We start from the raw sequence: 26,875 nt of genomic DNA, 5'->3' as shown, positions 1-26,875 counted from the left end.
CGGTCACAGCCCTTCGAAATCGAGCTCAGCGCCCGCCTGCTGCTTGACGATGCGTTCGAGCATCTCGCCCAGCTGCTCTTCGCTCTTGTCGCACATCCAGCGCTCGCTTTCCTCGTCATAGTCGAAGTGAAAACCACCGGACACCGCCGCCAGCCACAACTGCCGCAACGGTTCCTGGCGGCTGAAGATCAGCTGGCTACCGTTCTCGAACTTGACGGTCAGCACACCAGCGGAGCTTTCCAGGTCGATATCCATGTCGCTGTCGTCGAAGATATCCTCCAGCGTTTGCTGGGTCGCATCGACCAGGTCGTGGAAACGGGCTTCAGTCAAACTCATTGCGGCAACCTCGAAAATGTCTGCTCATGCTCAAGCGCCGCAAGATACGGACGCTTCCCGGCGATTGCAAAGGATATACCGGTTGAGACAACCAGCGCCGCCGGACGGGCGCCCCGTTGCATAGGCAAGCTGACGGGTGGCCGGTATACTCCGGCGCAATTAACGCATTTTCAAGGATTTCGCCATGAAGCGCCTGATCTCTTCCCTTGCTGCGCTCGTCGCGGTTGCCTGCCTTGTGACAGCCTGTGGTCAAAAAGGTCCGCTGTACCTGCCTGATGACAGCAAGTCCCCTGAAGAGCAGGCCAAGTCGTCGCAATCCAAGTCACACGCGCACGACACCCACACCACTTACTAAGGGACCGCCATGGACGCTTTTAACTACCGTGGCGGGGAGCTGTTCGCGGAAGGGGTTGCCCTGTCCGCGATAGCCGAACGTTTCGGCACGCCGACCTACGTCTATTCCCGTGCCCATATCGAAGCCCAGTACCGCACCTTCGCCGATGCCCTCGAAGGCATGCCGCACCTGGTGTGCTTCGCGGTAAAAGCCAACTCGAACCTGGGCGTGCTCAACGTCCTGGCGCGCCTTGGCGCGGGTTTCGACATCGTCTCCGGTGGCGAGCTGGAGCGTGTGCTGGCCGCGGGTGGCAGCGCCGACAAGATCGTGTTCTCCGGTGTCGGCAAGACCCGCGAAGACATGCGCCGCGCGCTGCAAGTCGGTGTGCATTGCTTCAACATCGAATCGACCGACGAGCTGGAGCGACTGCAAGTCGTCGCCGCCGAGCTGGGCGTGCGCGCACCGGTTTCCTTGCGCGTGAACCCGGACGTCGACGCCGGCACCCATCCGTACATTTCCACTGGCCTCAAGGAAAACAAGTTCGGCATCGCGATTGCCGACGCCGAGGACGTGTACGTGCGCGCAGCCCAGCTGCCGAACCTGGAAGTGTTGGGCGTCGATTGCCATATCGGCTCGCAACTGACCACGCTCGAACCGTTCATCGATGCCCTCGACCGCCTGCTGGCGCTGGTCGATCGCCTCGGCGACTGCGGCATCTACCTGCGTCACATCGACCTGGGCGGCGGTGTCGGCGTGCGTTATCGCGACGAAGAGCCGCCATTGGTGGCGGACTACATCACGACCGTGCGCGAGCGCCTCGAAGGCCGCGACCTGGCGCTGATGTTCGAGCCGGGTCGCTACATCGTCGCCAATGCCGGCGTGCTGCTGACTGAGGTCGAGTACCTCAAGCACACCGAGCACAAGGATTTCGCCATCGTCGACGCGGCCATGAACGACCTGATCCGTCCGGCGCTGTACCAGGCCTGGATGGATGTCACCGCGGTGCGCCCACGCGATACCGCGGCCCGCGCCTACGACATCGTCGGGCCGATCTGCGAAACCGGCGACTTCCTGGCCAAGGGTCGGGAGCTGGCGCTGGAAGAAGGCGATCTGCTGGCCGTGCATTCGGCGGGTGCCTACGGGTTTGTCATGAGTTCCAACTACAACACCCGCGGCCGTTGCGCCGAGGTGCTGGTGGACGGTGATCAGGCATTCGAAGTGCGCCGCCGCGAGACGGTAGCCGAGCTGTTTGCCGGCGAAAGCCTGTTGCCGGAGTAATACCATGCTGCTGCGTTTTACCAAGATGCACGGCCTGGGCAATGACTTCATGGTCCTCGACCTGGTCAGCCAGCACGCGCACATCCTGCCCAAGCACGCCAAGCAATGGGGCGACCGCCACACCGGCATCGGTTTCGACCAGTTGCTGATCGTCGAGGCGCCGAACAACCCGGACGTGGATTTCCGCTACCGGATCTTCAATGCCGACGGTTCCGAAGTGGAGCAATGCGGCAACGGTGCGCGCTGTTTCGCCCGCTTCGTGCTGGACAAGCGCTTGACTGCCAAACGGCAGATTCGCGTCGAGACCAAAAGCGGCATCATCGAGCTGGATGTCCGCAGCGACGGCCAGATCGGCGTCAACATGGGCGCCCCACGCCTGGTTCCGGCGGACATTCCGTTCCAGGCACCGGCCCAGGCCCTGAGCTATACCGTCGACGTCGACGGTACGCCGGTGGAACTGGCGGCGGTGTCCATGGGCAACCCCCATGCCGTGCTGCGGGTGGATGATATAAACAGTGCGCCCGTGCACGAGCTGGGGCCGAAGATCGAGCATCATCCGCGCTTCCCGGCGCGGGTGAACGTCGGCTTCCTGCAGGTCATCGATCGGCATCGCGCGCAACTGCGCGTCTGGGAACGCGGCGCCGGGGAAACCCAGGCTTGCGGCACCGGCGCCTGCGCTGCGGCCGTCGCCGCGATCAGCCAGGGGTGGATGGATTCGCCATTGCTGATCGACCTGCCCGGCGGGCGCCTGTCCATCGAATGGGCAGGCCCTGGCCAGCCGGTGATGATGACCGGCCCGGCCGTACGCGTATACGAAGGACAAGTTCGTCTTTGAGTGAGCCAAACCATGACCGATAAACCTCAGGTTCCAGCCCCGCAGCCCGACGAATCCCCGAGCCAGAACCCGGAAGCCGCAGCCGTGGCCGCTTACCTGGAGGCCCATCCGGACTTTTTCGTCGAGCATGAAGACCTGCTTTCGACGATGCGCATCCCTCATCGGCGCGGCGATACCGTGTCGCTGGTGGAGCACCAGATGAAGATCCTGCGCGAACGCAACATCGAAATGCGCCACCGCCTTTCGCACCTGATGGACGTGGCGCGCGACAACGACCGGCTCTTCGACAAGACCCGTCGCCTGATCCTCGCGTTGATGGACGCCAGCACCCTGGAAGACCTGGTGATGAGCGTCGAGGACAGCCTGCGCCAGGATTTCCAGGTGCCTTTTGTCAGCCTCATCCTGTTTGGCGACAACGCCATGCCGGTGGGTCGCTGGGTGACTCACGCCGAAGCGCAGACCGCCATCGGTGGCCTGCTCACGGAAAACAAAAGCGTCAGCGGCAGCCTGCGCGAACATGAGCTGGATTTCCTGTTCGGCGAAGAACAACGCAAGCAGATCGGCTCTACGGCCGTCGTCGCCATTGCCCACCAGGGCGTGCACGGCGTGCTGGCCATCGCCAGCCGCGACCCGCAGCACTACAAGAGCTCGGTCGGCACATTGTTCCTGAGTTATATCGCCGAAGTCACCGGCCGCGTGCTGCCACGGGTTGCCGGTTCGCTGCGCTCGGTACGCTGACGATGGAACGGCAACTGGACGCCTACTGCGAGCACCTGCGCAGTGAGCGCCAGGTGTCGCCTCACACCTTGTCGGCCTATCGCCGCGACCTCGAAAAGGTCCTAGGCTGGTGCCAGAAACAGAATATCGACAGCTGGTCGGCCCTGGACATCCAACGCCTGCGCAGCCTGATTGCCCGCCTGCATCAACAAGGGCAATCCTCCCGCAGCCTGGCGCGACTGTTGTCGGCGGTGCGCGGCTTGTACCAGTACCTCAACCGTGAAGGCCTTTGCGACCACGACCCGGCCACCGGCCTGGCACCGCCAAAGGGCGAGCGCCGGCTGCCCAAGACCCTCGACACCGACCGCGCCTTGCAATTGCTGGAGGGCGCCGTCGAGGATGACTTCCTGGCGCGACGAGACCAGGCAATCCTGGAGCTGTTCTACTCCTCGGGCCTGCGGCTTTCGGAGCTGACCGGGCTGGATCTGGAACAACTGGACCTGGCCGACGGCATGGTCCAGGTGCACGGCAAGGGCAGCAAGACGCGCCTGCTGCCCATCGGCCGCAAGGCCCGGGAAGCCTTGGAACTGTGGCTGCCGCTCCGGGCAATGGCCAACCCGGCCGATGATGCGGTCTTCGTCAGCCAGCAAGGCCGGCGCCTCGGACCGCGAGCGATACAACTGCGGGTCAAGGCTGCCGGTGAGCGCGAACTTGGGCAGAACCTGCATCCACACATGCTGCGACATTCGTTCGCCAGCCACCTGCTCGAATCGTCCCAGGACCTGCGCGCCGTCCAGGAACTGCTCGGCCACTCGGACATCAAGACCACCCAGATCTATACCCATCTGGATTTCCAACACCTGGCGACGGTCTATGACAGTGCCCACCCCAGGGCCAAACGCATCAAGGGCGACGAATCATGACCATCGAACTCATCACTTTCGACCTGGACGACACCCTGTGGGACACCGCCCCGGTGATCGCCAGCGCCGAAGCCGTATTACGTCAGTGGCTGACCGATAACGCACCGGACCTGGGCGACTTTCCGGTGGAGCGCTTGTGGGCGATCCGCACGCAAGTGCTCAGCGAAGAGCCGGACCTCAAGCACCGCATCAGTGCCTTGCGCCGACGCGTGCTGTTCCGGGCGCTGCAAGACGCCGGCTATGACCAATGGCGGGCTTCGGAGCTGGCAGACCAGGGATTCGAGGCCTTCTTGCATGCCCGCCATCAACTGGAGGTCTTTCCCGAGGTGCAGCCGACCCTGGAATTGCTCGCCAATGACTACGCCCTTGGCGTCGTCACCAATGGCAATGCCGACGTGCGGCGCCTGGGGCTGGCGGATTATTTCAAGTTCGCTCTGTGCGCCGAAGATATCGGCATCGCCAAACCCGACGCCCGACTGTTTCACGAAGCCCTGCAACGCGGCGGCGCCACCGCGCAGACCGCCGTGCACATCGGCGATCACCCGGGCGACGACATCGCCGGCGCCCAACAGGCCGGCCTGCGCGCAGTGTGGTTCAACCCGACAGGCAAGGCGTGGGATGCCGACCATGCGCCGGATGCAGAAATCCGCAGCCTGACCGAACTGCCGGGGTTGTTGGCCGGATGGCATAACCCGCGCTGAGCCCCCGACAACCACAACGCCGCCTGCGTGGGAGCCCGCTCGCGAAGGCGGCGGCAGATCCCACATCGATGTCAACAGACCCACCGCTATCGCGAGCAAGCTCGCTCCCACAGGATCGGTGTGCGGCCCCTGAACTTTATCCGACCCATGAAAAAGCCCGCAGCGACGGCGGGCTTTTTCAGCAAGCAAGGGCAGATACTCAGATCGGGCGGCTGCCGTACTTGTTGTCAGGCTTCTTGGGCGGATCGGCGACCACATTGGCCTCCACTTCCTGCACCTTGCCACCCCGGGCCAGGAATTCCTCCATGGCCTTGGCGAGCGCATCACGCTCCTTGTTCTTGGCCTCTACGCTCGGCAACTCGTCGACCGATACCGCCGCCTTGGCCTTGCCTTTGGCGGTCGGGACCGGAACATCGGCACCGTCATCGTCAGCGACGTCTTCAGCCGCCGCTTCGAGGCCTTCTTCGGCCTCGTCTTCATCACCTACTTCGAGGTCGTCGTTTTCCAGATCATCGTCGCTCATGTTCTACCTCATGACTTGCGAAAAGCAGATTAGTTATAGCCCAGCTTCGCCATCTGTCGAAGGCTGCCAGAAAAAATTCAACATCCGCCAAGCATCAGCGGTCATGCCCCTTCACCGTGCAAGGTGGCGAGGACTTTACGAGCACCGCCATGATCACGGTGCTCGCCCAGATAAACACCTTGCCAGGTGCCCAACGCCAACCGTCCCGCCGTCACCGGAAGACTGAGCTGACATCCCAGCACGCTGGCCTTGAAGTGCGCCGGGAGGTCGTCCAGGCCTTCGTCGTTGTGCTCATAGTCGGCGGTTCCTTGTGGGATCAGCCGATTGAAAAATCGTTCGAAGTCTCGACGTACCGCCGGATCGGCGTTCTCGTTGATGGTCAGCGAGGCCGAGGTGTGCTGCAGCCACAGATGCAACAGACCGACACGACATGCCTTGAGTTCAGGCAGGCCGGCGAGCAACTCGTCCGTCACCAGATGAAAGCCCCGGGGCCTTGCCCGAAGGGTTATCAGCGTCTGTTGCCACATACAGTTCTCCGCACGTTCGGCGCGCATTCTAGCGCGCTCTGGGAAAAAACAAAGGGCCTAATATTCCTGCTTTCCTGTAAGTCTTTGGCGGTAGAAAAACCCGTGTCGCATACACAACAAAAGGCGTCGGAAAAACCAGCACGCCCTGTGAGCAATGACAAATTCCAGACAAAAAAATGCCCGGCGAACCGGGCATTTTTTATTGCAGTGCGATTACAGGTTGTAACCACGTTCGTTGTGCTGGGCCAGGTCCAGGCCCACGGCCTCTTCTTCCTCGGAGACCCGAAGACCCATGACGGCGTCGAGGACCTTGAGGATGATGAAGGTGACAACCGCCGTGTAGATCACGGTGAAGCCTACGCCTTTGAACTGAATCCACACTTGCGCACCGATATCGGTCACGGTGCCGAAGCCGCCCAGGGCCGGCGCTGCGAACACGCCGGTCAGGATGGCGCCGAGGATACCGCCGATGCCATGCACGCCAAAGGCGTCCAGGGAGTCGTCATAGCCGAGCTTGCGCTTGAGGGTGGTGGCGCAGAAGAAGCACACCACGCCAGCCGCCAGACCGATGACCAGGGCGCCCATCGGGCCCACGGTACCGGCCGCGGGAGTGATTGCAACCAGGCCGGCCACGACGCCCGAGGCGATGCCCAGTGCGCTTGGCTTGCCGTGGGTGATCCACTCGGCGAACATCCAGCCCAGCGCGGCGGCTGCGGTGGCGATCTGGGTGACCAGCATCGCCATGCCGGCGGTGCCGTTGGCCGCGACGGCGGAACCGGCGTTGAAACCGAACCAGCCCACCCACAGCATGGCCGCGCCCATCAGGGTGTAACCCAGGTTGTGCGGCGCCATCGGCGTGGTCGGGAAGCCTTTGCGCTTGCCCAGTACCAGGCACGCCACCAGGCCTGCGATACCGGCGTTGATGTGCACCACGGTGCCACCGGCGAAGTCCAGTACACCCCAGTCCCACATCAGGCCGCCGTTGCCGGACCAGACCATGTGCGCAATCGGCGCGTACACCAGGGTGAACCACACGCCCATGAAGATCAGCATGGCGGAGAACTTCATCCGCTCGGCGAACGCGCCGACGATCAGGGCCGGGGTGATGATCGCGAAGGTCATCTGGAAGGTGATGAAGACTGCTTCAGGGAACAACGCCGCCGGGCCGGTGATGCTGGCCGGGGTGACGCCCGCCAGGAACGCTTTGCCCAGGCCACCGACGAAGGAGTTGAAGTTGACGACGCCCTGCTCCATGCCGGTAGTGTCGAACGCGATGCTGTAGCCGTAGATGACCCACAACACGCTGATCAGACCGGTAATGGCGAAGCACTGCATCATCACGGAAAGAATGTTTTTCGACCGAACCATGCCGCCGTAGAACAGCGCAAGGCCGGGAATGGTCATGAACAGGACAAGAATCGTGGCCGTCAGCATCCAGGCGGTATCGCCGGAATTGAGGACTGGGGCTGCCGCTTCTTCTGCCATGGCCAGGCCAGGCATTACGAAGGACAACAGGGCTCCTAGCCCTGCGAATTTACGCAGAGTCATATTGTTTTCTCCTGGGGCGTTGGGGTTTGGCGGCTTAGATAGCGTCGGTATCGGTTTCGCCGGTACGGATGCGGATAGCCTGTTCCAGATTGACCACAAAGATCTTTCCGTCACCAATCTTGCCGGTGTTGGCGGCCTTGGTAATCGCCTCGATGACCCGATCAAGATCCTTGTCGTCGATGGCAACGTCGATCTTCACCTTGGGCAGGAAATCGACCACGTATTCCGCGCCGCGGTACAGCTCGGTGTGACCTTTCTGCCGACCGAAGCCTTTGACTTCAGTGACGGTAATGCCCTGCACGCCGATTTCGGACAGCGACTCGCGCACGTCGTCCAACTTGAACGGCTTGATGATGGCAGTGACTAGCTTCATGAAACTCTCTCCCGAATTGGTGGACTTGCCCCAGGAAAACAAACCCGACTCAAGTCTAAGCGCAGTGCCTGGCTTTGTAACGCGTCGTCGGCCCAAGTTGCCCGACTGGCGCCAGCTGACTACTCCTGACGAAACTCCCCGCTCCGCCTGCTGCACTGCATTCGTCACAGCGACTGCATCAGTGCATGGGTCATCAGCCACTAAGCAGAAAGCTTGCCATCTGTGCCCAACCCCCCGGATTTCAGCCCCTTGACCACCGCGCCAGACTGGCACGCGCCACGAACCGGAGCGATACGCACAACAACGGTGCGGTGGCGCCCGGCGCAGTGCGCGAAAAGCGTGCATCCGCGCCTGGCAAATTGACTATAGACCCTGCGTGATACACTGCCCGCCATCGTTTCCAGGACACCAGCCATGCTTGCCCCCAAAGATCTCCTCGACGCCCTGAGCGGCCACGCCTCCCGCCTCTTGAGTGGCGACACCCCTCTACCCAAAAGCGAAATCGAAAGCCAGTTCAAGGCTTTATTGCAAAGCGGGTTCAGCAAGCTGGACTTGGTAAGCCGGGAAGAATTTGACAGTCAGATGGTGGTGCTGGCCCGTACTCGGGCGCGGTTGGAAAGCCTGGAGGCGAAGGTGGCGGAGTTGGAGGCGAGGCTGAATCCACCGACCAAATAACGCATACTTCTGAAGGCATCGCTCAGGGCGGCGATTTTCGGTTTTTACTTGCGGCCACCCAATAGCGGGAAACTTTCTCTCGCCCTTTCTCTTCCGGATGAGTTCGGCGCATCAGCCGCGATGCGCCATATTCTCGAAAAATCCTACAAAAACCTCCTAAATTCGTCGAATACGCGAATCTTATCCAAAATCCCGTTAAAGCTTCCCTGGCATTCGCCGCTAAATCTTCGTAATGGAATGCGCTAACGAGCTGGACTTTGCGCAAGCCGGCCCTTTCAACCAAAGGGGTCGATGCGAAGTAACCGGAATGGACATGCAGCCAGCATCAAGGCTGTAAACCGGGCAAGGCGGACGGCTGTCCGTCGTGCGACATACGAACATGTCAAACAGGTAAAACGGCATGCAATTGAAAAAATGCAGCGTCGCGGCTTTCGCCGTCTGCTCCCTGCTCGTCGCTGGTGCAGCGCAAGCAGGTCCATTGATACGGGTTACCGTCAAGAACCTCAGCAGCGCGACGGTCAAGTATTCGTTCCAGGGCAACAACGAAGCCCTCACCCACGCTAATGCGACACCCAAGCCTGCAGATACGATCAAGCCGCAAGAATCTTTTAACTTCGTGGTGCGGGACCAGCGCAACCCTGCGATTGCCACCGCGGTCGTCCGTTATGGCGCCGACGGCAAAACTTGCGTGTTCAGCACCTTCTACACCAACCCCAAGCTGCCTAAATGGACCAAGGACGCGCAGGCCACCGGCCGAGTCCGCTGCAATGCGACGATTACCGCGATAAACGCGTCCGATCACTCGTGGAACATTGAGTTCACGATCCAGTAAAAGGCCGGCCAGGTTTGCCTTGGAGGGTAAATCCGAGGCAGTCCTGGCCTGATCGAATGCGGTGCGCTTACAGCGCACCGCAGCTTAGAGATGGAGGCAAAACAATGGATGGTATCAACGGCGCACGCCCGCACTACGCAACGAACCTGAAAGCCACCGCAAGCCCGCTAGAGCCAACCGACAAGGTCGGCGCCGGCCCGACGAGCGAGGTACAACCCGGCGCCTTGAGCGGCAATACCACCGCCCGACTTTCGCCAATGGCACAGCTGCTCAGCGACGCAGCAGCACGCGCTGCGGAGCGGGACGCCAGCAATAACCGTGCAGGCTTGGCGGACATTGCCCGGCGTTCCACGCAAGATTTCTTCGTCCCCTATTTCGCGAAAAACAAGGAAATCCGCGACGCCGAAGTGCCGCCCTCGGACGATCCGCAGCGCCTGGATCAGGCACAGCAGGCAACGAACTTCCTCAACAAGAAGGGCGTCAACCCGTTCGAGGACCTTTCCATCGAGCAACTGACGCTGATCATCTATGACGACAGCGGTGACTTTACCCACAACGAACGCAGAGTGGCATGGGAAACCTATAGCGACGCGCACGGAGCCTGGGCCCTCACAGTCACCAATAAGCTGATGGACGAGTATCACCGCAACGGGGATGTATCCCCGGAGACCATCAGGGATGTTCTCAATTACTACAAAAGCCTGCCCCCCATTCAGGAGTCTCTGATGCTCGGCGATTACGAAGCCGACTTTACTCAACAGATCAAGAGCGCCGAATTGGCCAAAGCGCGGAGGTTAAGTGGCAGCGACGAAGGAATGCCCCCATGGCAATCGCTGGTTGAGCTGATGCTCGCACAGCAGGATAAGAAAAAACCCGAAACGCCCGCGACAGACGCCTGAGCAGGCATCAACCGAGCCCCCTTTCCACGAAAGGGGGCTCGCTCACGATGGACAACGAATGCCTGAAAATCCCGCTCCCGAACTGATCCGCGTCCAAAGCATGAGCCATATCCATGGCACTGACACAAACGCACGCGCCACCCTGCGCGACGTGTCGCTGACCATCAATGCAGGACAGAGCTGCGCCTTCATCGGCGCCTCGGGATCCGGCAAAAGTACCTTGCTCGGCTTGATCGGCCTGCTTGACCAACCTTCGACCGGGCTGGTCTACCTGGCTGGCCGCGACATGACCCAGGCAAGCGCTGACGCTCGCGCGATGATGCGCAACCGACACATCGGCTTCGTCTTTCAGAGCTTCAACCTGCTGCCGCGCCTGGACGCCCTGGACAATGTCGCGCTCGCGCTGCTCTACCGCGGCACATCTCGCCAGGCTGCCCAGGCAGCCGCGCGGCGTCAGCTATTGCAGCTGGGTCTGGGCGAACGCCTGCATCATCGCCCGGCACAGTTGTCCGGAGGCCAACGCCAGCGCGTGGCCATCGCGCGAGCGCTGGTGGGAGAGCCGGCCTTGCTGCTGGCCGACGAACCCACCGGCAACCTCGACAGCCAGACCGCCAACGAGGTCATCGACCTGCTGCTGGCGCTCAATCGGGAGCGGGCCGTCACCCTGATAGTCGTCACCCACGACCCGGACATCGCCAAGCGCATGCAGCGCTGCCTGCGGATCAGCGAGGGCCGCCTGTGGGAAATGTCTCATGACTGAGTCGACTCGCTACGGACCGTTACCCTGGCAACTGCTGACCGAGGCCCTCGACAGCCTGCGCCGCCTGGGACGACGAGCCTTGCTGGCATTGCTGGGTATCGCGGTTGGCTGCGCGGCGGTAGTTGCGCTGCTGAACATTGGCCACAACGCCCAAGCCCGGAGCATGGAGGTATTCCAGGCGATGGGCAGCGACCTGCTGGTCGCCGACGTGAAGCCGGCCTCGAACAAGGGAGTGTCGGGGCATGCCCCGACCAATCTCGATAACCAGGCCCTTCGCGAGGTGTTACCTGAGGTGCTGGCGGTCAGCGCCCTGAACCTGGCCTCAGTGCCGGCAAGCATGCATGGGCGACCGCTCAGCACCCTGCTGGCCGGGGTCGACCCGGAAATAGCCTCGGTGCTTGGCCTGCAGCCGAAGCAAGGACGATTCCTCAGCCGCTACGATGCCCAGAGCACCCACGCAGTGCTCGGCGCGACGTTGGCCGCTCAGCACGCCCCCGTCGCGCTGGGTGATACGTTGCAACTGGCCGGCTATCTGTTTCAGGTGATCGGCATACTCCACAGCCATGGTCAAAACCCGCTGCTGCCGCTGCCCATCGATGACAGCATCCTGGTGCCGATCGAGGGCATGCGCCGCCTCGTTCCCGCACCGCAAATCGGCACTGTGCTGGTGCGTAGCCAGGAAGGCGTGGACTCACAAACCCTAGCCCCAAAACTGCATGACTTCCTGCTGACATCCTTGCCCGGTCGGGAGATCGACGTGCAGGTCCCGCAGCGGTTACTCGCCGGTCTCGCCCAGCAATCGCAGTTGTTCTCCTGGTTGCTGGCAGGGCTGGGGGGAATTTCGCTCCTGGTCGGTGGCGTCGGCGTGATGAACATCATGTTGATGAACGTCGCTGAACGTCGCGGCGAAATCGGCGTGCGCATGGCACTGGGTGCACGCCCGCGGGACATCGCCTGGCTGTTTCTGCTGGAAGCCATGGTGCTGACAGTCGCCGGAGCGTCCACCGGCGCTCTGCTCGGAGTGGCAACCGGCTGGCTGTTCGTCTTGCTGTCAGGCTGGATGGATTTCACGTTCTCGCCCCTTTCACTGCCGCTGGGCATGGGCGGTGCGCTGCTCACGGGGTTGCTCTTTGGCCTGAGCCCGGCGCTGTCCGCCGCGCGCCTGCAGCCGGTGCAGGCGCTGCGGGATGATTAAAGCCTGGGTGGTTGCCTTGCTGCTGACGCCGCCCAATGGGGCGGTGCTGGCAGATACAGCGCTGTCGCCGTCACAGGCGACTCGGCCAGGCACTCCCTCGGCGGCTGTCGCCAGCGCCTCGCTCAAGGCTCACGCCATCACCCTGACCCTCAGCGATGCGATCTACCTGGGACTACGCGACAACCGCGCCATTCGCAGCGCTTATCTCGAACGGATCGGCGAGAAATTCGCTTTGCGCGTGGCCGAGGACCGCTTCAGCCCCAAGTTGTTCGTGCGCGGCAGTTACCTGTCCAGCCATAACCAGCTCGATCGCTCTCGGCAAGGTGAGATCGCACCGGTTTCAACGCTGCTTACCCCTTACGGCACGCGCGTCGGCCTGGGCTGGACCTGGCGCCAGACCGATGCCGACAGGGCGGGACTGACACGCAATGACGGCGCCAATATCACGATCATCCAGCCGCTGCTGCGCGGCGCCGGCCGCGATGTCGCCACCGCCCCAGTACAACTGGCGCGCCTGAGCGAGCAGATCAACCGCCTGGCGCTGAAGGACCGCGTGGCGCAGACGATCACCCGGATAATTACCGCCTACCGCACGCTGCTGCAGGCTCAGGAACAGCTGAACATTTCCAGCAACGCTTTGGCGCGGGCGCGCCAACTGCTCGGCGTCAACCAGGCAATGATCGACGCCGGGCGCATGGCCGCGTTCGAGATCGTCCAGACCGAGGCCGAAGTCGCCAACCAGGAGCTGAGCCACGAAGACGCCCGCAACCAACTGGAAACCGCTCGCCTGGCATTGTTGCAACTGCTTGCACTGGACCTCGACACGCCAATCATTGCCAGCGAGGCCATGCAAGCCGCGCCCCTCGACATCGACACTGCGCAGGCCGTCCTCCAGGCCGAAGCATTGCAACCGACCTACCTCATCCAACTGATCGCCGGCCAGCAGGCCCGGATCAACCGGGTCGTGGCACGCAACGAGCGTCTGTGGGATGTCTCGTTGGTCGGCGGCGGCGGTCAGGTCCGTGACCGCAACAACCTCCACGGCAGCACCCGAAGCTGGGAGAACTACGTAGGCATGCAGGTGGAGATTCCGATCGGCGACCTGAGCGCCCGCCAGGCTGATGTCCAGGCCCGGGTCGGCGTGGAGAACCAGCAGGTCCGTACGCAGGAGGCCCGCCAGGAACTGCAGCGTGACGTGACCAACGCGGTACGCGACATCGGCGCGCGCTGGCGACAGTATCAAATCGCCCGGCGCGCCGAGGAGTTGTCCCAGCGAAAGCTCGACATCGAGCAAGAAAAACTCACCGTGGGGCGTTCGAGCAACTTTCAGGTTCTCAGCTTCGAAAATGACCTGCGCATGGTGCAAAGTGCCCGATTGGCGGCACTCATCAGTTACCTCAACGCCCAGGCGGAACTGGATCAAACCCTGGGCACCACCCTGCAAAGCTGGGACATCGCTTTGAATGACTAACCCCATCACACTCAAGCCTGCATTGCTCTTTTTCGGATTGAGCGCGGTGATCATTATCGCGTTGCGCTGGCCGCCGGCGCCCTCCGATACCCGCGCAACGGCAAGCACGGCGCCTGACTGGGTGCCTATCGAACCGCGATTGCTGGAAAGCCGGCTGGGGCTGATCGGGCGTATCCAGGCCGTCAACCAGGTTACCTTGACCGCCCCGTTTGATGGCTTGCTTGCCGAGGTGCGGGTACACGAAGGACAACGGGTCGAGAAAGGCCAGGTGCTGCTGACGATGGACCCCGCGCAATTGCAGATCCAGCTGCGCCAGGCGCAGGCGCAACTGCTCAAGGCACAGCGCGAGGCCCGCCGCTTGCAGCATTGGAGCAAAGGCTCCGAGGTCAGCAATGCCCGACGGGTCGTGAACAATGCCAGGCAGAGCCTGGCCGCCAGCGAAAGTAACCGGCGTGACACGCAAGCGTTGTTCGAACGTGGCATCGTCGCGAGGATGGAACTCGAAACGCTGGAGCAGCAGGTGCGCAGCGACCAGCAACAGCTCAGCGCGGCAATCGAGGAACTGTCCACGACAATGGCGTACGGCCAGGGCGAGGAACGCCATATCGCCGAGATGGAGCTGGCTAACGCGCAGGCGCATCACCAGGCCTTCGAAACACTTCATGCCCGCCGAGAAGTGACGGCGCCGGTGAGCGGTTACGTCGTGCGACCTGTCATGCCGGGTGACGGCCAACCGGTAGCGGTGCAACCTGGCGTGGCCGTGAGCCGGGGCACGCCGTTGCTTGGCGTCATTGGACTGGACCGTTTCCAAGCCCTTGCTCGCGTGGATGAAACCGACCTGCACCTGTTACGTGAAGGCATGCCAGTGCAAATCACGGGTGATGGATTCGCCGCTGAACTGAGCGGCCGCATACTGGCCATCGGAATCCAGAACGAGGCGGCCGACCAGCAGGACGCAGGCGCGCGCTATAAGGTCCGGGTGTCAATTGACACGGCCGTCGCCGATTTCGTCCCCCCGCTGCGGACCGGTATGAGCGCGCGTCTGGCAGTGATTCTGTACCGCGACGAACAGGGTATCGCCGTACCACCGCACGCCCTTCGCCGCGATGAGTCCGGTGCCACCTACGTGCTGTACCGGGCGACAGCACAAGCCCGCCCCGAGCGCGTAATGGTCAGCCCTCGTACAACCGTCGCGGAAGGTGTGGTGGTGCAGGGGCTTACGCCCGGGCTTGTCGAGGTGCCGGGTTCATAAACTGCAGTGACAAGGCTCGCCCGGAGAAGCCAGTAACGCGCTTAAGGGTTTATTGTCGCTGGGGCGTGAGGGAACCACTCGATGACAGTCGCGCTAGCGCCCGTCGAAAACCTTCCACTTTGGCCAAATTCCCCCCGGTTCTGTGGGTAATAACGCCGTAAGCGTAAGGAAGTAAACCCTCCAGCCAATCTCGCGGACGGATCTCGACGCTATTCTCCAGCGTCGCGACGACCCAGTCGGGCAGCCATGACGCGTCAGTGCGCAAACGCTTCGGGGTATTTTTCCAGATAGACATCATTGAGCTGCGTATCCTGGGAACGCATGAAAATTTTGAAGTCGGGCACCAGAAAGACCAGCAGAGACAACAGCAGCACCATGACGCCCAGCAGTGTAATTGTCAGTGCGACCCCCAGAGGGGCAATCAGGATGTTCATCGCCAAACTGCCCAAGGGACTGGCCGCCGCAGACAGAAATGAAACCGTGGCAAAAATCCGGTTGCGATGGAGCTTTGGCGTCGCCAGCAACCTCACAGCGGAGGTGGGGATGTTGATCAACATCAGGCCGACACCACCGCAGAAAAAGGCCATGGTGACAATGAGGGGCGATGAAACGGTCCCGACCACCACGAGGTTGCATCCCAGTAATGCGAAACCTGCGGACACACACATATCCCGTGGGATCCGGCCGGATAACCAACCGATGATCTTGTAACTGCCCGCTAGAATGCCCAGTCCGAAGGACGAATCCAGAAGACCGATATAAGTGACCGGGTATTGAATGACGTCCTTTACGTACAGTGGGATCAGGATGGTGAAAAACGGAAAAAGGGCAAAGTTGACCAGCATTGCAATGATGGCCAGGTAAAATTCAACTTTCACTCCATAAACCACTTTGAAGCCGGAATAGATCATGCTGAGGCCGCTGGCATCCGGCGCCTTTTCGCCTTGGCCTGAGGCGCCGATATGGCTCGGGATGGTCGCGATCAGCGCTCCGGCGATGAGAATCGCAAAGAAGTCGGCGGCAAAGGCGAACGTGATACCGAACCCATAAATCAACCCGCTGGCAAGTACCGGCCCCAACAGAATGGAAAAGGACGACATGACGCTCTTGGTCCGAAAGGCCAGAGAGATTTTATCGTCGTTTGCAAACAAAGGAATGATTGACGCCTGAAGAGGGTCGCGTACGCCGATGATCGCGCTGCCGATAATCATCAATGCGCCCACCGTCCAAGGGCTGAATGTTATCGTGGCGGATAGCAACACCATCAACATGGCTGACAACAGGCTGATCCAACAGGCCAGTTTAATGATCAGGATTTTGTTGTATTTGTCTCCCAGCCATCCCAGCAAAGGCTTGGCTAACACTTCTGCCGCGATGGAACAGGCAACCATATTGGCGAAATAGAGCGCAGAGCCTGTTTCCTGCAAGGCCCACCAAGCCACCGCCAACTGATTGCACCGTCCACCCAGAACCATCAATAAAAAGCTGAATTGAACTTTAAGCAGACGTCGGTCGATGCCGGGGATGGCCCACTTACTGCCTGAAAAATTTGCATTCATTCACGTACCTTTGATCCGAATTGGATGACTGCATAATCTCGAACGCTCAAGAAACGACGAGGTGATTCTCATCACGGTAAATCGTCATATATCGCTCGATGCCACCCTCCAGGCTGTAGAGTTCCGCTTCCTGGCTGAAGCTACGAACTGCTAGCAACGCCGCCTTACTCCTGACGCCGGTTTTGCAATAGAAAACGATACGGCGGGCGGTATCGAGTTCTTGCTGACGCTTTACATTTCCGCCTCGTGCGGTGATTTTCGAATAAGAAGGTCAAGACAGATCGCCAACCATACACAGTGAGTAGCGGCGAAAACGAGTCACGCATTCCTCTTCCATCGACTGATTATTTTTTCGCAACATCCTGCCAAAGTTTCCCTTCCAATCGCTCCACCGAAGCGCTCCCTCACAACTAACCTTCAAGAACCGCAGGATGCGGTCCTCTCTACCACTCAAGGAACGATTCCATGTCACTCGCCATCGTTCACAGCCGCGCCCAGGTCGGCGTCGAAGCACCCGCTGTCACCGTCGAAGTCCATCTGGCCAATGGCTTACCGTCGCTGACCATGGTCGGCCTGCCGGAGACGGCGGTGAAGGAAAGCAAGGATCGGGTGCGCAGCGCGATCATCAACTCGGGGCTCAGCTTTCCGGCGCGGCGCATCACCCTGAACCTGGCGCCGGCGGACCTGCCCAAGGACGGCGGGCGGTTCGACCTGGCGATTGCCCTTGGCATCCTGTCGGCCAGCGTGCAGGTGCCGACGCTGATGCTGGACGACGTCGAATGCCTCGGCGAGCTGGCGTTGTCCGGGGCGGTACGACCGGTACGCGGGGTGTTGCCCGCAGCGCTGGCGGCACGCAAGGCTGGCCGCATGCTCGTGGTGCCGTGGGCGAATGCCGAGGAAGCCTGCCTGGCGTCGGGACTGAAAGTGATCGCAGTGCATCACCTGCTCGAAGCGGTGGCGCATTTCATTGGCCATACCCCGGTCGAACCCTTTGTTTCCAACGGGCTGCTCTCGGCCAGCAAGCCCTACCCCGATCTCAGTGAAGTCCAGGGCCAGGCCGGGGCCAAGCGCGCGTTGCTGATCGCGGCAGCAGGAGCCCATAACCTGTTGTTCAGCGGCCCGCCCGGTACCGGCAAGACGCTGCTGGCGAGCCGTTTGCCAGGGTTATTGCCACCCTTGGCCGAAAGCGAGGCCCTGGAAGTCGCGGCGATCCAGTCGGTCGCCAGTTGCGTGCCGTTGAGCCATTGGCCTCAGCGTCCGTTCCGCCAGCCGCATCATTCGGCGTCCGGCCCGGCGCTGGTGGGCGGTGGGTCCAAGCCGCAACCGGGAGAAATCACCCTTGCTCATCACGGCGTGCTGTTTTTGGATGAATTGCCGGAATTCGACCGCAAGGTGCTGGAAGTGCTGAGAGAACCGTTGGAATCAGGGCACATCGTGATTTCCCGTGCCCGGGACCGGGTGCGCTTTCCGGCGCGCTTCCAGCTGGTGGCGGCGATGAATCCCTGCCCCTGTGGCTATCTCGGCGAACCCAGCGGTCGTTGCTCCTGCACACCGGACATGGTGCAGCGTTATCGCAACAAACTGTCCGGCCCGCTGCTCGACCGGATCGACCTGCACCTGACCGTGGCCCGGGAAGCCACCGCACTGAACCCCAAGAGCGAACCGGGGGACGACACCGCCACCGCCGCCGAACGGGTGGCCGATGCCCGTGAACGCCAGCAAGCACGCCAAGGCTGTGCCAATGCGTTCCTGGACCTGCCGGGCCTGCGCCGGCACTGCAAACTGTCCACGACCGACGAAGCCTGGCTGGAAACCGCTTGCGAACGGCTGACCCTATCGCTGCGAGCCGCCCATCGCCTGCTCAAGGTCGCCCGGACATTGGCCGACCTTGAGCAAGCGGAGCGAATCAGCCGCGAACATCTGGCCGAAGCCCTGCAGTATCGCCCCGCCACGGTTTGAACCGCTTATGGCTTGCTCAGGTCCACCAGCGGAGTATCGCGCACCTCGGCTTTCCGATCGCCCTGGATGTCATCGATGCGCTTGAGCGCCTTGTCAACGGCAGCCTTGTCCGCCAACAGGCTGTAATGGATCTGGAACTGCTTGCGCGCTTTCGGCGCGATAGTCGGCACCAGGCCCAGTGGTCGCTGATAGCGACGGTTGTAGGAGAAACTGGTGCCCGGCTCCAGGCCGGTCACGTAGCCCTGGCCTTGGGTATCGGTGTTTTTCCACAGGGAAAATACCGGAAGCGTCCCGGTGTTGAAGCCCACCGACACGCCGAGGCTACCGGCCTTGTTGTGCAATACGGTCAGCGTATCGCCCTTGGCGTCGGCATAAGGCACGACGTTGTAGACGGTTTCGTCGTAGTCCTTGGTTGGGGCACGGTAGGTTTGCCAGTCCTTCAGGTCGCCCTTGGCCTTGTCGTTGAACGGCGACACCTGTTTGACCGGTGCTGCGAAGCGCGCATCCTGCTCCAGGAACGGCGTACTGAAGTTGCTGTGATAGAGCGCCTGGTATTCCTTCGGATAGTCGCCATTGTTGGTCAGCGTGTCGCTGAGCGCGAAGGTCACGCTGCCGGGTTCGGTGACCAGTTCGGTCTGCACCGAAAAGTCGACTTTCTTGAACGCCTGCTCCTTCAACTCGCCTCGCAGGGTAATCGCGTAGGGCGGTTTTTCATCGATGTGCAGGGTGACCTTGTTCGCCGGGATATTGGCCGCGCGGCCGTGCAAGGTCAGCAGCTCGCCATTGTCCATGCCCGGATGACCGACCCATTCGTAGCCGCAGCGGGTGACCAGCTCGTTGAATCCTTCCAGCCAACCCAGGCCGCCCCGGCCATTGAGTTCGATGAACGCCGGATTGACCACTTCCTTGACCGGCGAATCCCACCCCATACGGACCTCGCCGACCGAGGCTTGCAGCACATTCATGCCACGGGTCGGAACGACCGAAAGTTTCATCGTGCCGTTGTCGATATCGACGATGCTGACGCCTTCCTGGCGACCGCCGTGCAGGGTGCGCATCGTCACGGAAAACGGTTTGTCGGTTTTCACACCGAGCTGCTGACTGGTGATTTGCCAGGGCTGTGCGGCCTTGTCGGTATCGAGCAGGACATAATCCCAGGCCATGGCGTGGGACGCAGCACCGAGGGCGCCGAGGGCAACGAGGAGTTTGAGCGGAGTCATGGAGACGACCTTTTATTGGAGTTGTGCGGTTTTTATAGACTTGAAGAAACGTTTCAGCAAGCCGAAAAACAGCAATCAACCTCAAAAAGGAAGGCGATTACAGAATTAGGCAGATTTTTGTGGGAGTGAGCATGCTCGCGAAAGCGGTGGGTCAGTTGATAGAGATGTGGCTAGTCAGCCGTCATCGCGAGCAGGCTCGCTCCCACAGGGGAATTGCGGTGGAATCATCTCTGCGTCCCACCTGGAATCATTGTGGGAGCGAGCCTGCTCGCGAAAGCGGTGGGTCATTTGATAGAGATGTGGCTGGTCAGCCGTCATCGCGAGCAAGCTCGCTCCCACAGGGGAATTGCGGCGGAATCATCTCAGCGTCCCACCTGGAATCATTGTGGGAGCGAGCTTGCTCGCGAAAGCGGTGGGTCAGCTGACAGCGATGTGGCTGGTCAGCCGTCATCGCGAGCAGGCTCGCTCCCACAGTAGTGCTGGGTGAGCTTGCTCGCGATGGTGACGGGGGAAGCTTCAGCGGAACCGATCAACCTCTTTGCGCAGGTCCTGCGCCAGTTTTTCCAGTTCCTTGGCGGTGATTGCCAGGTTCGAGACCACTTCGCGTTGTTCGCTGTTGGCCATCGCGATGCTTTGCAGGTTGCTGCTGAGCAAGGTCGCGGTGCTGCTCTGCTCCTGGGTGGCCGTGGTGATCGCTGCAAACTGCTGGCCGGCCGAGCGGCTTTGCTCGTCGATGCGCGCCAGGGCCGAGGCGACGTTGGCGTTGCGCGACAAGCCTTCCTGCATGAGCAGGTTGCCCTTCTCCATCGTACTGATGGCATTGCCGGTTTCCTGCTGGATGCTGTTGATCATGCCAGAGATTTCGTCAGTGGCCTGGCGGGTACGCGACGCCAGGCTACGGACCTCGTCGGCCACCACGGCAAAACCACGGCCCTGTTCACCCGCGCGCGCGGCTTCGATGGCGGCGTTCAAGGCCAGCAGGTTGGTTTGCTCGGCAATCGAGGTGATCACACCGACGATGCCGCCAATTTCCTGGGAGCGCTGACCCAAGGTGTTGATGACCGTGGCCGTGCTGTTCAACGCGCCAGCGATCTGTTCCAGGGATGACGACGCTTCGTCCATCGAGGTACGGCCGATGCGGGTCTGCTGGGCGTTGTCCTGCGCCAGACGCTCGGTATTGCCCATGTTATCGGCGATGTTCAACGAGGTGGCGCTGAACTCTTCCACCGCGCCCGCCATGCTGGTGATTTCGCCGGACTGCTGCTCCATCCCTTCATACGCACCGCTGGACAATCCGGACAACGCCTGGGCACGACTGTTGACCTCCTGCGAGGCCTTGCGGATGTGCTCGACCATGGTCGACAAGGCTTGGCTCATCTGGTTGAAGGCACGGGCCAGTTGGCCAATTTCATCGTGGCTGGATACGTTCAGGCGCACGCTCAGGTCGCCGGCGCCCAGCGCTTCGGCCTGACGTACCAGATCGCCCAGGGGCGCCAGTTTGCTACGCAACAGCCACACCGCCGCGCCGACCGCCAGCAACATTGCCAGCAGGCTGCCAATGGCCAATTGCGTACCGACGTTCCAGGTTACTGCGTTGATTTCGGTTTTCGGCATACTCGCCACGACCGCCCACGGCCCGCCCTCGAACGGCGCGGCGACGCTGTAGAATTCTTCTGCGGTGTCTTCCCAGAACGCACCCTTGCCCGGTTTCTTGATCAGACCGGTGATAGCCGCGGTGGCTTTGTCCAGCGCCTGCACACCCGCTGGCGGTACCAACCATTTGTTCTGTTCGTCCAACAGCGCCAGGGAACCGGTCTGGCCGATGCGGAAGCGCTTGAGGTTGTCGAATTGCGCATTCTGCGCATCGGTGTAATCGAATCCTACGTACAACACGGCAATGATCTTGCCGCTGCCGTCGCGAACGGGCGTGTATTGCGACATGTAGAAACGACCGAAGAGCAAGGCCCGGCCGATGTAGCTCTGCCCGCTGATCACCGGGCCGTACGCCGGGCCGGCGCGGTCGAGTACGGTGCCGATGGCCCGCGTACCGTCCTGCTTGCTCACCGACGTACTGACGCGGATGAAGTCGTCGCCGCTGCGCACGAATATAGTCGCCACGCCGGCGGTCATCGCCTTGAAATCGTCCACTTCCTTGAAGTTGTTGTTCAACACTTCGCTGCCCAGGCTCAAGCCTGGCGTCTGCACGCCCGCCACTGTCACCGGCTGGTCCGGATGCACGCTCAGGCCCGCGCTGAAACGCTTTTCGAACAGGCCAGCCAAGCGCTGGGTGCTCTCGCGCAATGTGCTGTGGAAGGTATTGAGCTGGTCGGCCATCAGGCGCGCTTCGCTGGCCAGGTGCTCTTCACGAGTGGAAAGGTTGGCGGCGTCCAGTGAACGCAAGGCGAAGACGGTACTGCCGGAAATCACGACCGCCAGTATCACGGCAAGGGCAAGACCCAGCTGTGAGGCGATCCGGGCGCGGGGTTGAGACATGACGGCTCCTGGCCGAGAGACTGGATCATCCTGATCACGTCGCACGCTCGGCATTCAATTTTTGAGATGTGGGCCCTTTCTGTACGAAGGTTCTATGTTCACGGATTCGGCCGCAAAACCGAATACTTGAGCGCTTTGGAAGGAATAAAGCCAAGTCGCCAGCGGGGCCTGTTGTTCCTTCAGGCCAGGCGTTTCACGTCGGGCAGTTGCATGGCGCTTACCTCGCCCTGGAGAAAATCGCTGAGCCTGCGCAAACGTTCACCTCCAGGGCGGGTCTTCGGCCAGACGAGGTAATAGTGCTCGCCGCTGGCAACAGCCGTAGGCCACGGCAGACTCAAGCGTCCCTGGGCAACGTCCTCGGCGACCATCAACAAATCGCCCATGGACACACCATAGCCCCGCGCGGCAGCGATCATGCCCAGTTCCAGCGTATCGAATACCTGGCCGCCCTTGAGCGAAACCTTGTCCGCCAGCCCCATGCGCTGCAGCCAGTTGCGCCAGTCCCGGCGATCCGGCGTAGGGTGCAGCAGCTCGGCGCTGGCCAGCCGCGTCACGTCCCAAGGCTGGTCGTTGAGCAGAGTCGGTGCGCCGACCGGAATCAACTCCTCGGGAAACAGCAGACTCGCCTCCCAGTCCGCCGGAAAGTGCCCGTTGCCCAGCAGAACCGCGCAGTCGAACGGCTCGGTGTTGAAGTCCACCGAGTCGACATCCATCCAGGCGCTGGTCAATTGCACTTCGTTGCCGGGTTGCAGATGCCGAAAGCGGCTCAGGCGCGCCAGCAACCAACGCATGGTCAGGGTCGACGGAGCCTTCATGCGCAAAATCCCGTCCTCGCCGTGCAAGGTATGGCAAGCCCGCTCCAGCGCCATGAAACCCTCCCGCACGCCCGGCAGCAGCAGGCGTGCCGCCTCGGTCAGTTGCAGGTTGCGGCCGCTGCGCTGAAACAGCCGACAGGCGAAGTGCTCTTCGAGCGTGCGAATGTGCCGGCTGACCGCGCTCTGGGTAATCGACAGTTCTTCAGCGGCCCGGGTAAACGAGCTGTATCGCGCCGCCGCTTCGAATGCCCGCAACGCATAAAGAGGAGGGAGGCGACGAGACATCGGAAAGGCTCCTGTGGCTTTTTTCGAACCCTATCAGAAGATTTGCCCAGCATGAGTTTTAATCATGCCAGCAATCGGATTTATCCTTTTGTGCAAACCACCGCAAGCGCCGAGAATCGACGTCTTACTGCCTTGTTTGAACATGGAGCGTGATGATCATGCGGCATCCGGTGCGTACCGAACTCTGGGCCATCCTGCGGCTGGCGGGGCCGTTGATTGCTTCGCAGTTGGCGCACATGCTGATGGTGCTGACCGACACCTTGATGATGGCGCGCCTGAGTCCCGAAGCCTTGGCCGGTGGCGGCCTGGGGGCGGCGAGTTACTCGTTCGTGTCGATTTTCTGCATCGGCGTGATCGCCGCAGTCGGTACGCTGGTCGCGATCCGCCAGGGCGCTGGTGATATTGAAGGCGCCACCCGGCTGACCCAGGCCGGGTTATGGCTGGCCTGGTTGATGGCGCTGGTGGCCGGGTTGCTGTTGTGGAACCTCAAGCCGGTGCTGCTGTTGTTCGGCCAGACTGAAACCAACGTCCTCGCCGCCGGCCAGTTCCTGCTGGTGTTGCCGTTCGCCCTGCCCGGCTACCTGAGTTTCATGGCCCTGCGTGGATTTACCAGCGCGATCGGCCGGGCCACGCCGGTCATGGTGATCAGCCTCGGCGGCACGGTGGCCAACTTCCTGCTCAACTACGCGCTCATCACCGGCATGTTCGGCTTGCCGAAGCTCGGCCTGATGGGGATCGGCCTGGTGACGGCGATCGTTGCCAACTGCATGGCCCTGGTGCTCGCCTGGCACATCCACCGGCACCCGGCCTACCGCGCCTATCCATTGCTTGAAGGCCTGTCGCGGCCCAATCGCCAATACCTCAAGGAACTGTGGCGCCTGGGCCTGCCGATTGGCGGTACCTACGCCGTGGAAGTCGGGTTGTTCGCGTTCGCCGCGCTGTGCATGGGGACCATGGGCAGCACGCCGTTGGCTGCGCACCAGATCGCTCTGCAAATCGTCTCGGTGGCATTCATGGTTCCGGCGGGCATGTCGTACGCGATCACCATGCGCATCGGCCAGCATTACGGCGCGGGGCAATTACTCATGGCGCGCCTGGCCGGACGGGTCGGGATCGGCTTTGGCGCAGCGGCGATGCTGGCCTTCGCCATGGTGTTCTGGCTGCTGCCCAATCAACTGATCGGTTTGTTCCTGGATCACAATGACCCGGCGTTCCGCCCGGTGATCGACCTGGCTGTGAGCCTGCTGGCCGTGGCGGCGTGGTTCGAGCTGTTCGACGGTACGCAAACCATTGCCATGGGCTGTATCCGTGGCCTGAAGGACGCCAAGACCACCTTCCTGGTGGGCCTGGGTTGCTACTGGCTGATTGGCGCGCCCGCTGCGTGGTGGATGGCCTTTCATTTGAACTGGGGGCCGACTGGTGTCTGGTGGGGCCTGGCCCTGGGGCTGGCGTGCGCGGCCGTAAGCCTGACGTGGGCATTCGAATGGAAGATGAAGCGGATGATTCGTCGTGAGCCGGGGCAGCAGAGCTTCGAGGCCATCCAGGCCAAGTGAAACATTTCCCCTGTGGGAGCGAGCAGGCTCGCTCCCACAGGAATTGCGTCAGCTCACGACTTCCTGCGTCGCCTGGCCACCTTCAAACGTCAGATATTCAACCAACTCCATCAACGGCAGCGGCTTGCTGATCAGGAAGCCCTGCACCTGATCGCAACCGAAACCCCGCAGCAGACCCATCTGTTCACGGGTCTCGACGCCTTCGGCCACGACTTCAAGATTGAGGTTGTGGGCCAGGTTGATCATCGCGTGCACCAGCTTGCGGTTCTCTTCACGCTGCTCCATGCCGCCAACAAAACTCTTGTCGATCTTGAGCAGGGCGATGGGCAGGCTGTTGAGGTGCACGAAGGAGGAAAATCCGGTGCCGAAATCGTCCAGGGAGAACCGCACGCCCAGGCGGCCCAAGGCATCCATGGTCTGCTTGACCATTTCGCTGCGACGCATGACGGCGGTTTCGGTGAGTTCGAACTCCAGCCACTGGGCCTCGACACCCCGTTCGCTGATCAACCGACTCAAGGTCGGCAGCAGCTGGCTGTCCTGGAATTGCCGGAACGACAGGTTGATCGCCATGTGCAGCGGCGCCAGCCCGCGCTCGCGCAGGGCCTGCATGTCTCGTAGCGCGCGGGAAATCACCCAGTAGCCCAACGGTACGATCAGCCCGCTCTGCTCGGCCAGCGGCACGAATTCGCTCGGCGGCAGGAGCCCGCGCTCGCCGTGACGCCAGCGCACCAGGGCTTCGAGGCCGACGATAGTGCCATCGGCAAGATTCAGCCGCGGCTGGTAATGCAATTCCAGTTCGTCGCGACGCAGCGCCCGGCGCAGTTCGCTTTCCAGGTCGGCGAGACTGCGGGCGTTGCGATTGATGCGTTCATTGAAGATATGAAAGGTGCAGCCTTGCGTGCTCTTGGCCTGCTGCATGGCGATATGCGCGTGCCACATCAGCGGGTCGGCACCAGCCTGGGCGCGAGCGTGGGCGATCCCCAGGCTGCAGCCGATCAGCAGGCTTTCGCCATCGACCCAGTAGGGTTCGGCCATGGCTTCGGTGATGCGCTCGGCCATCCACTCGGCCCGCTGGGGCGCGCGGCGGGTATCGATCAGCAGGGCAAATTCGTCGCTGCCCAGCCGCGCCAGTTGATCACCGACTTCCAGCGCGCCCTTGAGCCGCGAGACCACCTGCAGGATGAGACGGTCGCCGGCCTGATGACCGAGCGCGTCGTTGGCGTGACGAAAATTATCCAGATCCAGATGGCCGAGCGCCAGGCCACGGCCTTCGTTTTCAGCCAGGCGTGCCGCCAACAGGGTCTGGAAGCCCTGGCGGTTGGCGATGCCGGTCAACGGATCCTGCTCGGCGAGCCGTTGCAGAGTGTTTTCCAACACCCCGCGCTCCCTTACATGACGCAGGCAACGACGCAGGGTCGCCTCATCAAGTACGTCACGCACCAGCCAGTCGCTGACACCATCGGGGGGAGTCGCCGGTTCGTGCTCAAGCAACAGGACCGTTGGCAGGCGGCAACGACCGGGCGCCGGCTGCAAAGCAGCGACAGTCAACAGGACCGCATTGCGGTTGTCTTCGAACAGGCTGCTGACCGACTCCCAGCTTGGGGCGCTGAGCAACACGATCGACGGGCCCATGGGCACCAGGCACTCGCGCAATATCGCTGACCACTCAGGCGTTTCGGCCAATAACAGCAAACGCAAGGGTTCGACAGGCGTAGACAAGCTGACTCCCTAGACTCTGCAAGGTGGTAGGCGCGGGGCATTATGACTCGCCGACAGGCAATCACCAATGCCAATGGTTCTCAAACACTCGGT

At 61.8% G+C, this 26,875-nt stretch carries 26 protein-coding genes and 1 pseudogene; 15 read left to right on the top strand and 12 right to left on the bottom strand.

What is annotated here, in order from left to right:
• Positions 1-3: 3 nt before the first annotated feature.
• Positions 4-336, bottom strand: coding sequence for an iron donor protein CyaY (gene cyaY, locus PSH78_RS01020; protein ID WP_305497963.1), 333 nt, complete (start codon positions 334-336; stop codon positions 4-6).
• Between the two features lie 184 nt (positions 337-520).
• Between cyaY and PSH78_RS01015 the strand changes: the two genes are divergently transcribed.
• Genes PSH78_RS01015 through PSH78_RS00990 form a run of 6 tightly spaced genes read left to right on the top strand, consistent with a single transcriptional unit; the run spans position 521 to position 5,124 of the window.
• Positions 521-691 (top strand): lipoprotein, encoded by a 171-nt coding sequence (locus PSH78_RS01015; RefSeq protein WP_047226132.1) that lies wholly within the window; start codon positions 521-523, stop codon positions 689-691.
• A 9-nt stretch (positions 692-700) separates the two neighbouring features.
• Entirely contained in the window at positions 701-1,948 is a 1,248-nt protein-coding gene (lysA, locus tag PSH78_RS01010; protein ID WP_305497962.1) for a diaminopimelate decarboxylase, read from the top strand.
• A gap of 4 nt (positions 1,949-1,952) precedes the next feature.
• Positions 1,953-2,783 (top strand): diaminopimelate epimerase, encoded by an 831-nt coding sequence (gene dapF, locus PSH78_RS01005; protein WP_305497961.1) that lies wholly within the window; start codon positions 1,953-1,955, stop codon positions 2,781-2,783.
• A gap of 12 nt (positions 2,784-2,795) precedes the next feature.
• Complete coding sequence (locus PSH78_RS01000; protein ID WP_305497960.1) at positions 2,796-3,521, top strand: DUF484 family protein; 726 nt, start codon at positions 2,796-2,798, stop codon at positions 3,519-3,521.
• A gap of 2 nt (positions 3,522-3,523) precedes the next feature.
• On the top strand, positions 3,524-4,423 hold the full coding sequence (xerC, locus tag PSH78_RS00995) for a tyrosine recombinase XerC (protein WP_305497958.1): 900 nt from the start codon (positions 3,524-3,526) through the stop codon (positions 4,421-4,423).
• Positions 4,420-5,124, top strand: a complete 705-nt coding sequence (locus PSH78_RS00990) for an HAD family hydrolase (protein WP_305497957.1) — start codon at positions 4,420-4,422, stop codon at positions 5,122-5,124. The genes xerC and PSH78_RS00990 overlap by 4 nt, the downstream gene beginning before the upstream one ends.
• Before the next feature lie 199 nt (positions 5,125-5,323).
• Here PSH78_RS00990 and sutA read toward each other — a convergent pair whose 3' ends face one another.
• From sutA to glnK, 4 genes are all read right to left on the bottom strand, one after another.
• Complete coding sequence (sutA, locus tag PSH78_RS00985; RefSeq protein ID WP_007941277.1) at positions 5,324-5,647, bottom strand: transcriptional regulator SutA; 324 nt, start codon at positions 5,645-5,647, stop codon at positions 5,324-5,326.
• A 101-nt stretch (positions 5,648-5,748) separates the two neighbouring features.
• Positions 5,749-6,174 (bottom strand): secondary thiamine-phosphate synthase enzyme YjbQ, encoded by a 426-nt coding sequence (locus PSH78_RS00980; RefSeq protein WP_030138180.1) that lies wholly within the window; start codon positions 6,172-6,174, stop codon positions 5,749-5,751.
• 213 nt (positions 6,175-6,387) lie between these two features.
• The gene (locus tag PSH78_RS00975) at positions 6,388-7,722 is read right to left on the bottom strand and encodes an ammonium transporter (RefSeq protein ID WP_305497956.1); all 1,335 of its coding nucleotides are present in this window, start codon (positions 7,720-7,722) and stop codon (positions 6,388-6,390) included.
• A gap of 34 nt (positions 7,723-7,756) precedes the next feature.
• A complete protein-coding gene (gene glnK / locus PSH78_RS00970; protein WP_002555808.1) occupies positions 7,757-8,095 on the bottom strand; it encodes a P-II family nitrogen regulator in 339 nt (112 codons plus the stop codon).
• A gap of 414 nt (positions 8,096-8,509) precedes the next feature.
• Here glnK and PSH78_RS00965 point away from each other — a divergent pair, with 414 nt between their 5' ends.
• The 7 genes from PSH78_RS00965 (at position 8,510) to PSH78_RS00935 (ending at position 15,179) form a co-directional block, all read left to right on the top strand.
• A complete protein-coding gene (locus PSH78_RS00965) occupies positions 8,510-8,770 on the top strand; it encodes an accessory factor UbiK family protein (protein ID WP_305497954.1) in 261 nt (86 codons plus the stop codon).
• A 400-nt stretch (positions 8,771-9,170) separates the two neighbouring features.
• A complete protein-coding gene (locus PSH78_RS00960) occupies positions 9,171-9,602 on the top strand; it encodes a hypothetical protein (protein ID WP_305497952.1) in 432 nt (143 codons plus the stop codon).
• A gap of 104 nt (positions 9,603-9,706) precedes the next feature.
• Positions 9,707-10,501: a hypothetical protein gene (locus tag PSH78_RS00955; protein ID WP_305497950.1), complete on the top strand. Its 795-nt coding sequence runs from the start codon at positions 9,707-9,709 to the stop codon at positions 10,499-10,501.
• 100 nt (positions 10,502-10,601) lie between these two features.
• Positions 10,602-11,261, top strand: coding sequence for an ABC transporter ATP-binding protein (locus tag PSH78_RS00950; RefSeq protein ID WP_305501429.1), 660 nt, complete (start codon positions 10,602-10,604; stop codon positions 11,259-11,261).
• Positions 11,254-12,456, top strand: a complete 1,203-nt coding sequence (locus PSH78_RS00945; protein WP_305497949.1) for an ABC transporter permease — start codon at positions 11,254-11,256, stop codon at positions 12,454-12,456. The genes PSH78_RS00950 and PSH78_RS00945 overlap by 8 nt, the downstream gene beginning before the upstream one ends.
• Positions 12,449-13,927, top strand: a complete 1,479-nt coding sequence (locus PSH78_RS00940) for a TolC family protein (protein ID WP_305497948.1) — start codon at positions 12,449-12,451, stop codon at positions 13,925-13,927. Before PSH78_RS00945 ends, PSH78_RS00940 begins: the two co-directional genes overlap by 8 nt.
• A complete protein-coding gene (locus tag PSH78_RS00935) occupies positions 13,920-15,179 on the top strand; it encodes an HlyD family secretion protein (protein WP_305497947.1) in 1,260 nt (419 codons plus the stop codon). Before PSH78_RS00940 ends, PSH78_RS00935 begins: the two co-directional genes overlap by 8 nt.
• Positions 15,180-15,433: 254 nt before the next feature.
• Here PSH78_RS00935 and PSH78_RS00930 read toward each other — a convergent pair whose 3' ends face one another.
• Entirely contained in the window at positions 15,434-16,738 is a 1,305-nt protein-coding gene (locus PSH78_RS00930) for an MFS transporter (RefSeq protein WP_305497946.1), read from the bottom strand.
• Between the two features lie 46 nt (positions 16,739-16,784).
• On the bottom strand, positions 16,785-16,937 hold the full coding sequence (locus tag PSH78_RS26550; protein WP_370871145.1) for a hypothetical protein: 153 nt from the start codon (positions 16,935-16,937) through the stop codon (positions 16,785-16,787).
• Positions 16,938-17,203: 266 nt separating this feature from the next.
• Here PSH78_RS26550 and PSH78_RS00925 point away from each other — a divergent pair, with 266 nt between their 5' ends.
• The gene (locus PSH78_RS00925) at positions 17,204-18,697 is read left to right on the top strand and encodes a YifB family Mg chelatase-like AAA ATPase (protein WP_305497945.1); all 1,494 of its coding nucleotides are present in this window, start codon (positions 17,204-17,206) and stop codon (positions 18,695-18,697) included.
• A gap of 5 nt (positions 18,698-18,702) precedes the next feature.
• Here the strand turns inward: PSH78_RS00925 and PSH78_RS00920 are convergent, their stop codons facing one another.
• From PSH78_RS00920 to PSH78_RS00910, 4 genes and pseudogenes are all read right to left on the bottom strand, one after another.
• On the bottom strand, positions 18,703-19,917 hold the full coding sequence (locus PSH78_RS00920; RefSeq protein WP_305497943.1) for an aldose 1-epimerase family protein: 1,215 nt from the start codon (positions 19,915-19,917) through the stop codon (positions 18,703-18,705).
• 516 nt (positions 19,918-20,433) lie between these two features.
• Positions 20,434-21,156, bottom strand: a complete 723-nt coding sequence (locus PSH78_RS26545; protein ID WP_370695182.1) for a methyl-accepting chemotaxis protein — start codon at positions 21,154-21,156, stop codon at positions 20,434-20,436.
• 180 nt (positions 21,157-21,336) lie between these two features.
• Positions 21,337-22,251 (bottom strand): annotated as a pseudogene (locus tag PSH78_RS26540) (Cache 3/Cache 2 fusion domain-containing protein); the annotation flags it as partial.
• 338 nt (positions 22,252-22,589) lie between these two features.
• Entirely contained in the window at positions 22,590-23,510 is a 921-nt protein-coding gene (locus tag PSH78_RS00910) for a LysR substrate-binding domain-containing protein (protein ID WP_305497940.1), read from the bottom strand.
• 158 nt (positions 23,511-23,668) lie between these two features.
• On the opposite strand from PSH78_RS00910, the gene PSH78_RS00905 reads away from it, so the two are divergent.
• On the top strand, positions 23,669-25,063 hold the full coding sequence (locus tag PSH78_RS00905; protein ID WP_305501428.1) for a NorM family multidrug efflux MATE transporter: 1,395 nt from the start codon (positions 23,669-23,671) through the stop codon (positions 25,061-25,063).
• Positions 25,064-25,111: 48 nt separating this feature from the next.
• On the opposite strand, the gene PSH78_RS00900 is transcribed toward PSH78_RS00905, so the two are convergent.
• Positions 25,112-26,782, bottom strand: coding sequence for a bifunctional diguanylate cyclase/phosphodiesterase (locus PSH78_RS00900; protein WP_305497938.1), 1,671 nt, complete (start codon positions 26,780-26,782; stop codon positions 25,112-25,114).
• Positions 26,783-26,875: the final 93 nt, after the last annotated feature.

The organism is Pseudomonas sp. FP198 (genome assembly GCF_030687895.1).
Classification (GTDB): Bacteria; Pseudomonadota; Gammaproteobacteria; order Pseudomonadales; family Pseudomonadaceae; genus Aquipseudomonas.
This window is presented reverse-complemented; position numbering and strand designations above follow the sequence as displayed.

Bases quoted from the DNA above. Each gene is read 5' to 3' on its own strand.
- cyaY (WP_305497963.1), bottom strand. From the start codon at position 336: ATGAGTTTGACTGAAGCCCGTTTCCACGACCTGGTCGATGCGACCCAG.
- PSH78_RS01015 (WP_047226132.1), top strand. From the start codon at position 521: ATGAAGCGCCTGATCTCTTCCCTTGCTGCGCTCGTCGCGGTTGCCTGC.
- lysA (WP_305497962.1), top strand. From the start codon at position 701: ATGGACGCTTTTAACTACCGTGGCGGGGAGCTGTTCGCGGAAGGGGTT.
- dapF (WP_305497961.1), top strand. From the start codon at position 1,953: ATGCTGCTGCGTTTTACCAAGATGCACGGCCTGGGCAATGACTTCATG.
- PSH78_RS01000 (WP_305497960.1), top strand. From the start codon at position 2,796: ATGACCGATAAACCTCAGGTTCCAGCCCCGCAGCCCGACGAATCCCCG.
- xerC (WP_305497958.1), top strand. From the start codon at position 3,524: ATGGAACGGCAACTGGACGCCTACTGCGAGCACCTGCGCAGTGAGCGC.
- PSH78_RS00990 (WP_305497957.1), top strand. From the start codon at position 4,420: ATGACCATCGAACTCATCACTTTCGACCTGGACGACACCCTGTGGGAC.
- sutA (WP_007941277.1), bottom strand. From the start codon at position 5,647: ATGAGCGACGATGATCTGGAAAACGACGACCTCGAAGTAGGTGATGAA.
- PSH78_RS00980 (WP_030138180.1), bottom strand. From the start codon at position 6,174: ATGTGGCAACAGACGCTGATAACCCTTCGGGCAAGGCCCCGGGGCTTT.
- PSH78_RS00975 (WP_305497956.1), bottom strand. From the start codon at position 7,722: ATGACTCTGCGTAAATTCGCAGGGCTAGGAGCCCTGTTGTCCTTCGTA.
- glnK (WP_002555808.1), bottom strand. From the start codon at position 8,095: ATGAAGCTAGTCACTGCCATCATCAAGCCGTTCAAGTTGGACGACGTG.
- PSH78_RS00965 (WP_305497954.1), top strand. From the start codon at position 8,510: ATGCTTGCCCCCAAAGATCTCCTCGACGCCCTGAGCGGCCACGCCTCC.
- PSH78_RS00960 (WP_305497952.1), top strand. From the start codon at position 9,171: ATGCAATTGAAAAAATGCAGCGTCGCGGCTTTCGCCGTCTGCTCCCTG.
- PSH78_RS00955 (WP_305497950.1), top strand. From the start codon at position 9,707: ATGGATGGTATCAACGGCGCACGCCCGCACTACGCAACGAACCTGAAA.
- PSH78_RS00950 (WP_305501429.1), top strand. From the start codon at position 10,602: ATGAGCCATATCCATGGCACTGACACAAACGCACGCGCCACCCTGCGC.
- PSH78_RS00945 (WP_305497949.1), top strand. From the start codon at position 11,254: ATGACTGAGTCGACTCGCTACGGACCGTTACCCTGGCAACTGCTGACC.
- PSH78_RS00940 (WP_305497948.1), top strand. From the start codon at position 12,449: ATGATTAAAGCCTGGGTGGTTGCCTTGCTGCTGACGCCGCCCAATGGG.
- PSH78_RS00935 (WP_305497947.1), top strand. From the start codon at position 13,920: ATGACTAACCCCATCACACTCAAGCCTGCATTGCTCTTTTTCGGATTG.
- PSH78_RS00930 (WP_305497946.1), bottom strand. From the start codon at position 16,738: ATGAATGCAAATTTTTCAGGCAGTAAGTGGGCCATCCCCGGCATCGAC.
- PSH78_RS00925 (WP_305497945.1), top strand. From the start codon at position 17,204: ATGTCACTCGCCATCGTTCACAGCCGCGCCCAGGTCGGCGTCGAAGCA.
- PSH78_RS00920 (WP_305497943.1), bottom strand. From the start codon at position 19,917: ATGACTCCGCTCAAACTCCTCGTTGCCCTCGGCGCCCTCGGTGCTGCG.
- PSH78_RS26545 (WP_370695182.1), bottom strand. From the start codon at position 21,156: ATGGCGGGCGCGGTGGAAGAGTTCAGCGCCACCTCGTTGAACATCGCC.
- PSH78_RS00910 (WP_305497940.1), bottom strand. From the start codon at position 23,510: ATGTCTCGTCGCCTCCCTCCTCTTTATGCGTTGCGGGCATTCGAAGCG.
- PSH78_RS00905 (WP_305501428.1), top strand. From the start codon at position 23,669: ATGCGGCATCCGGTGCGTACCGAACTCTGGGCCATCCTGCGGCTGGCG.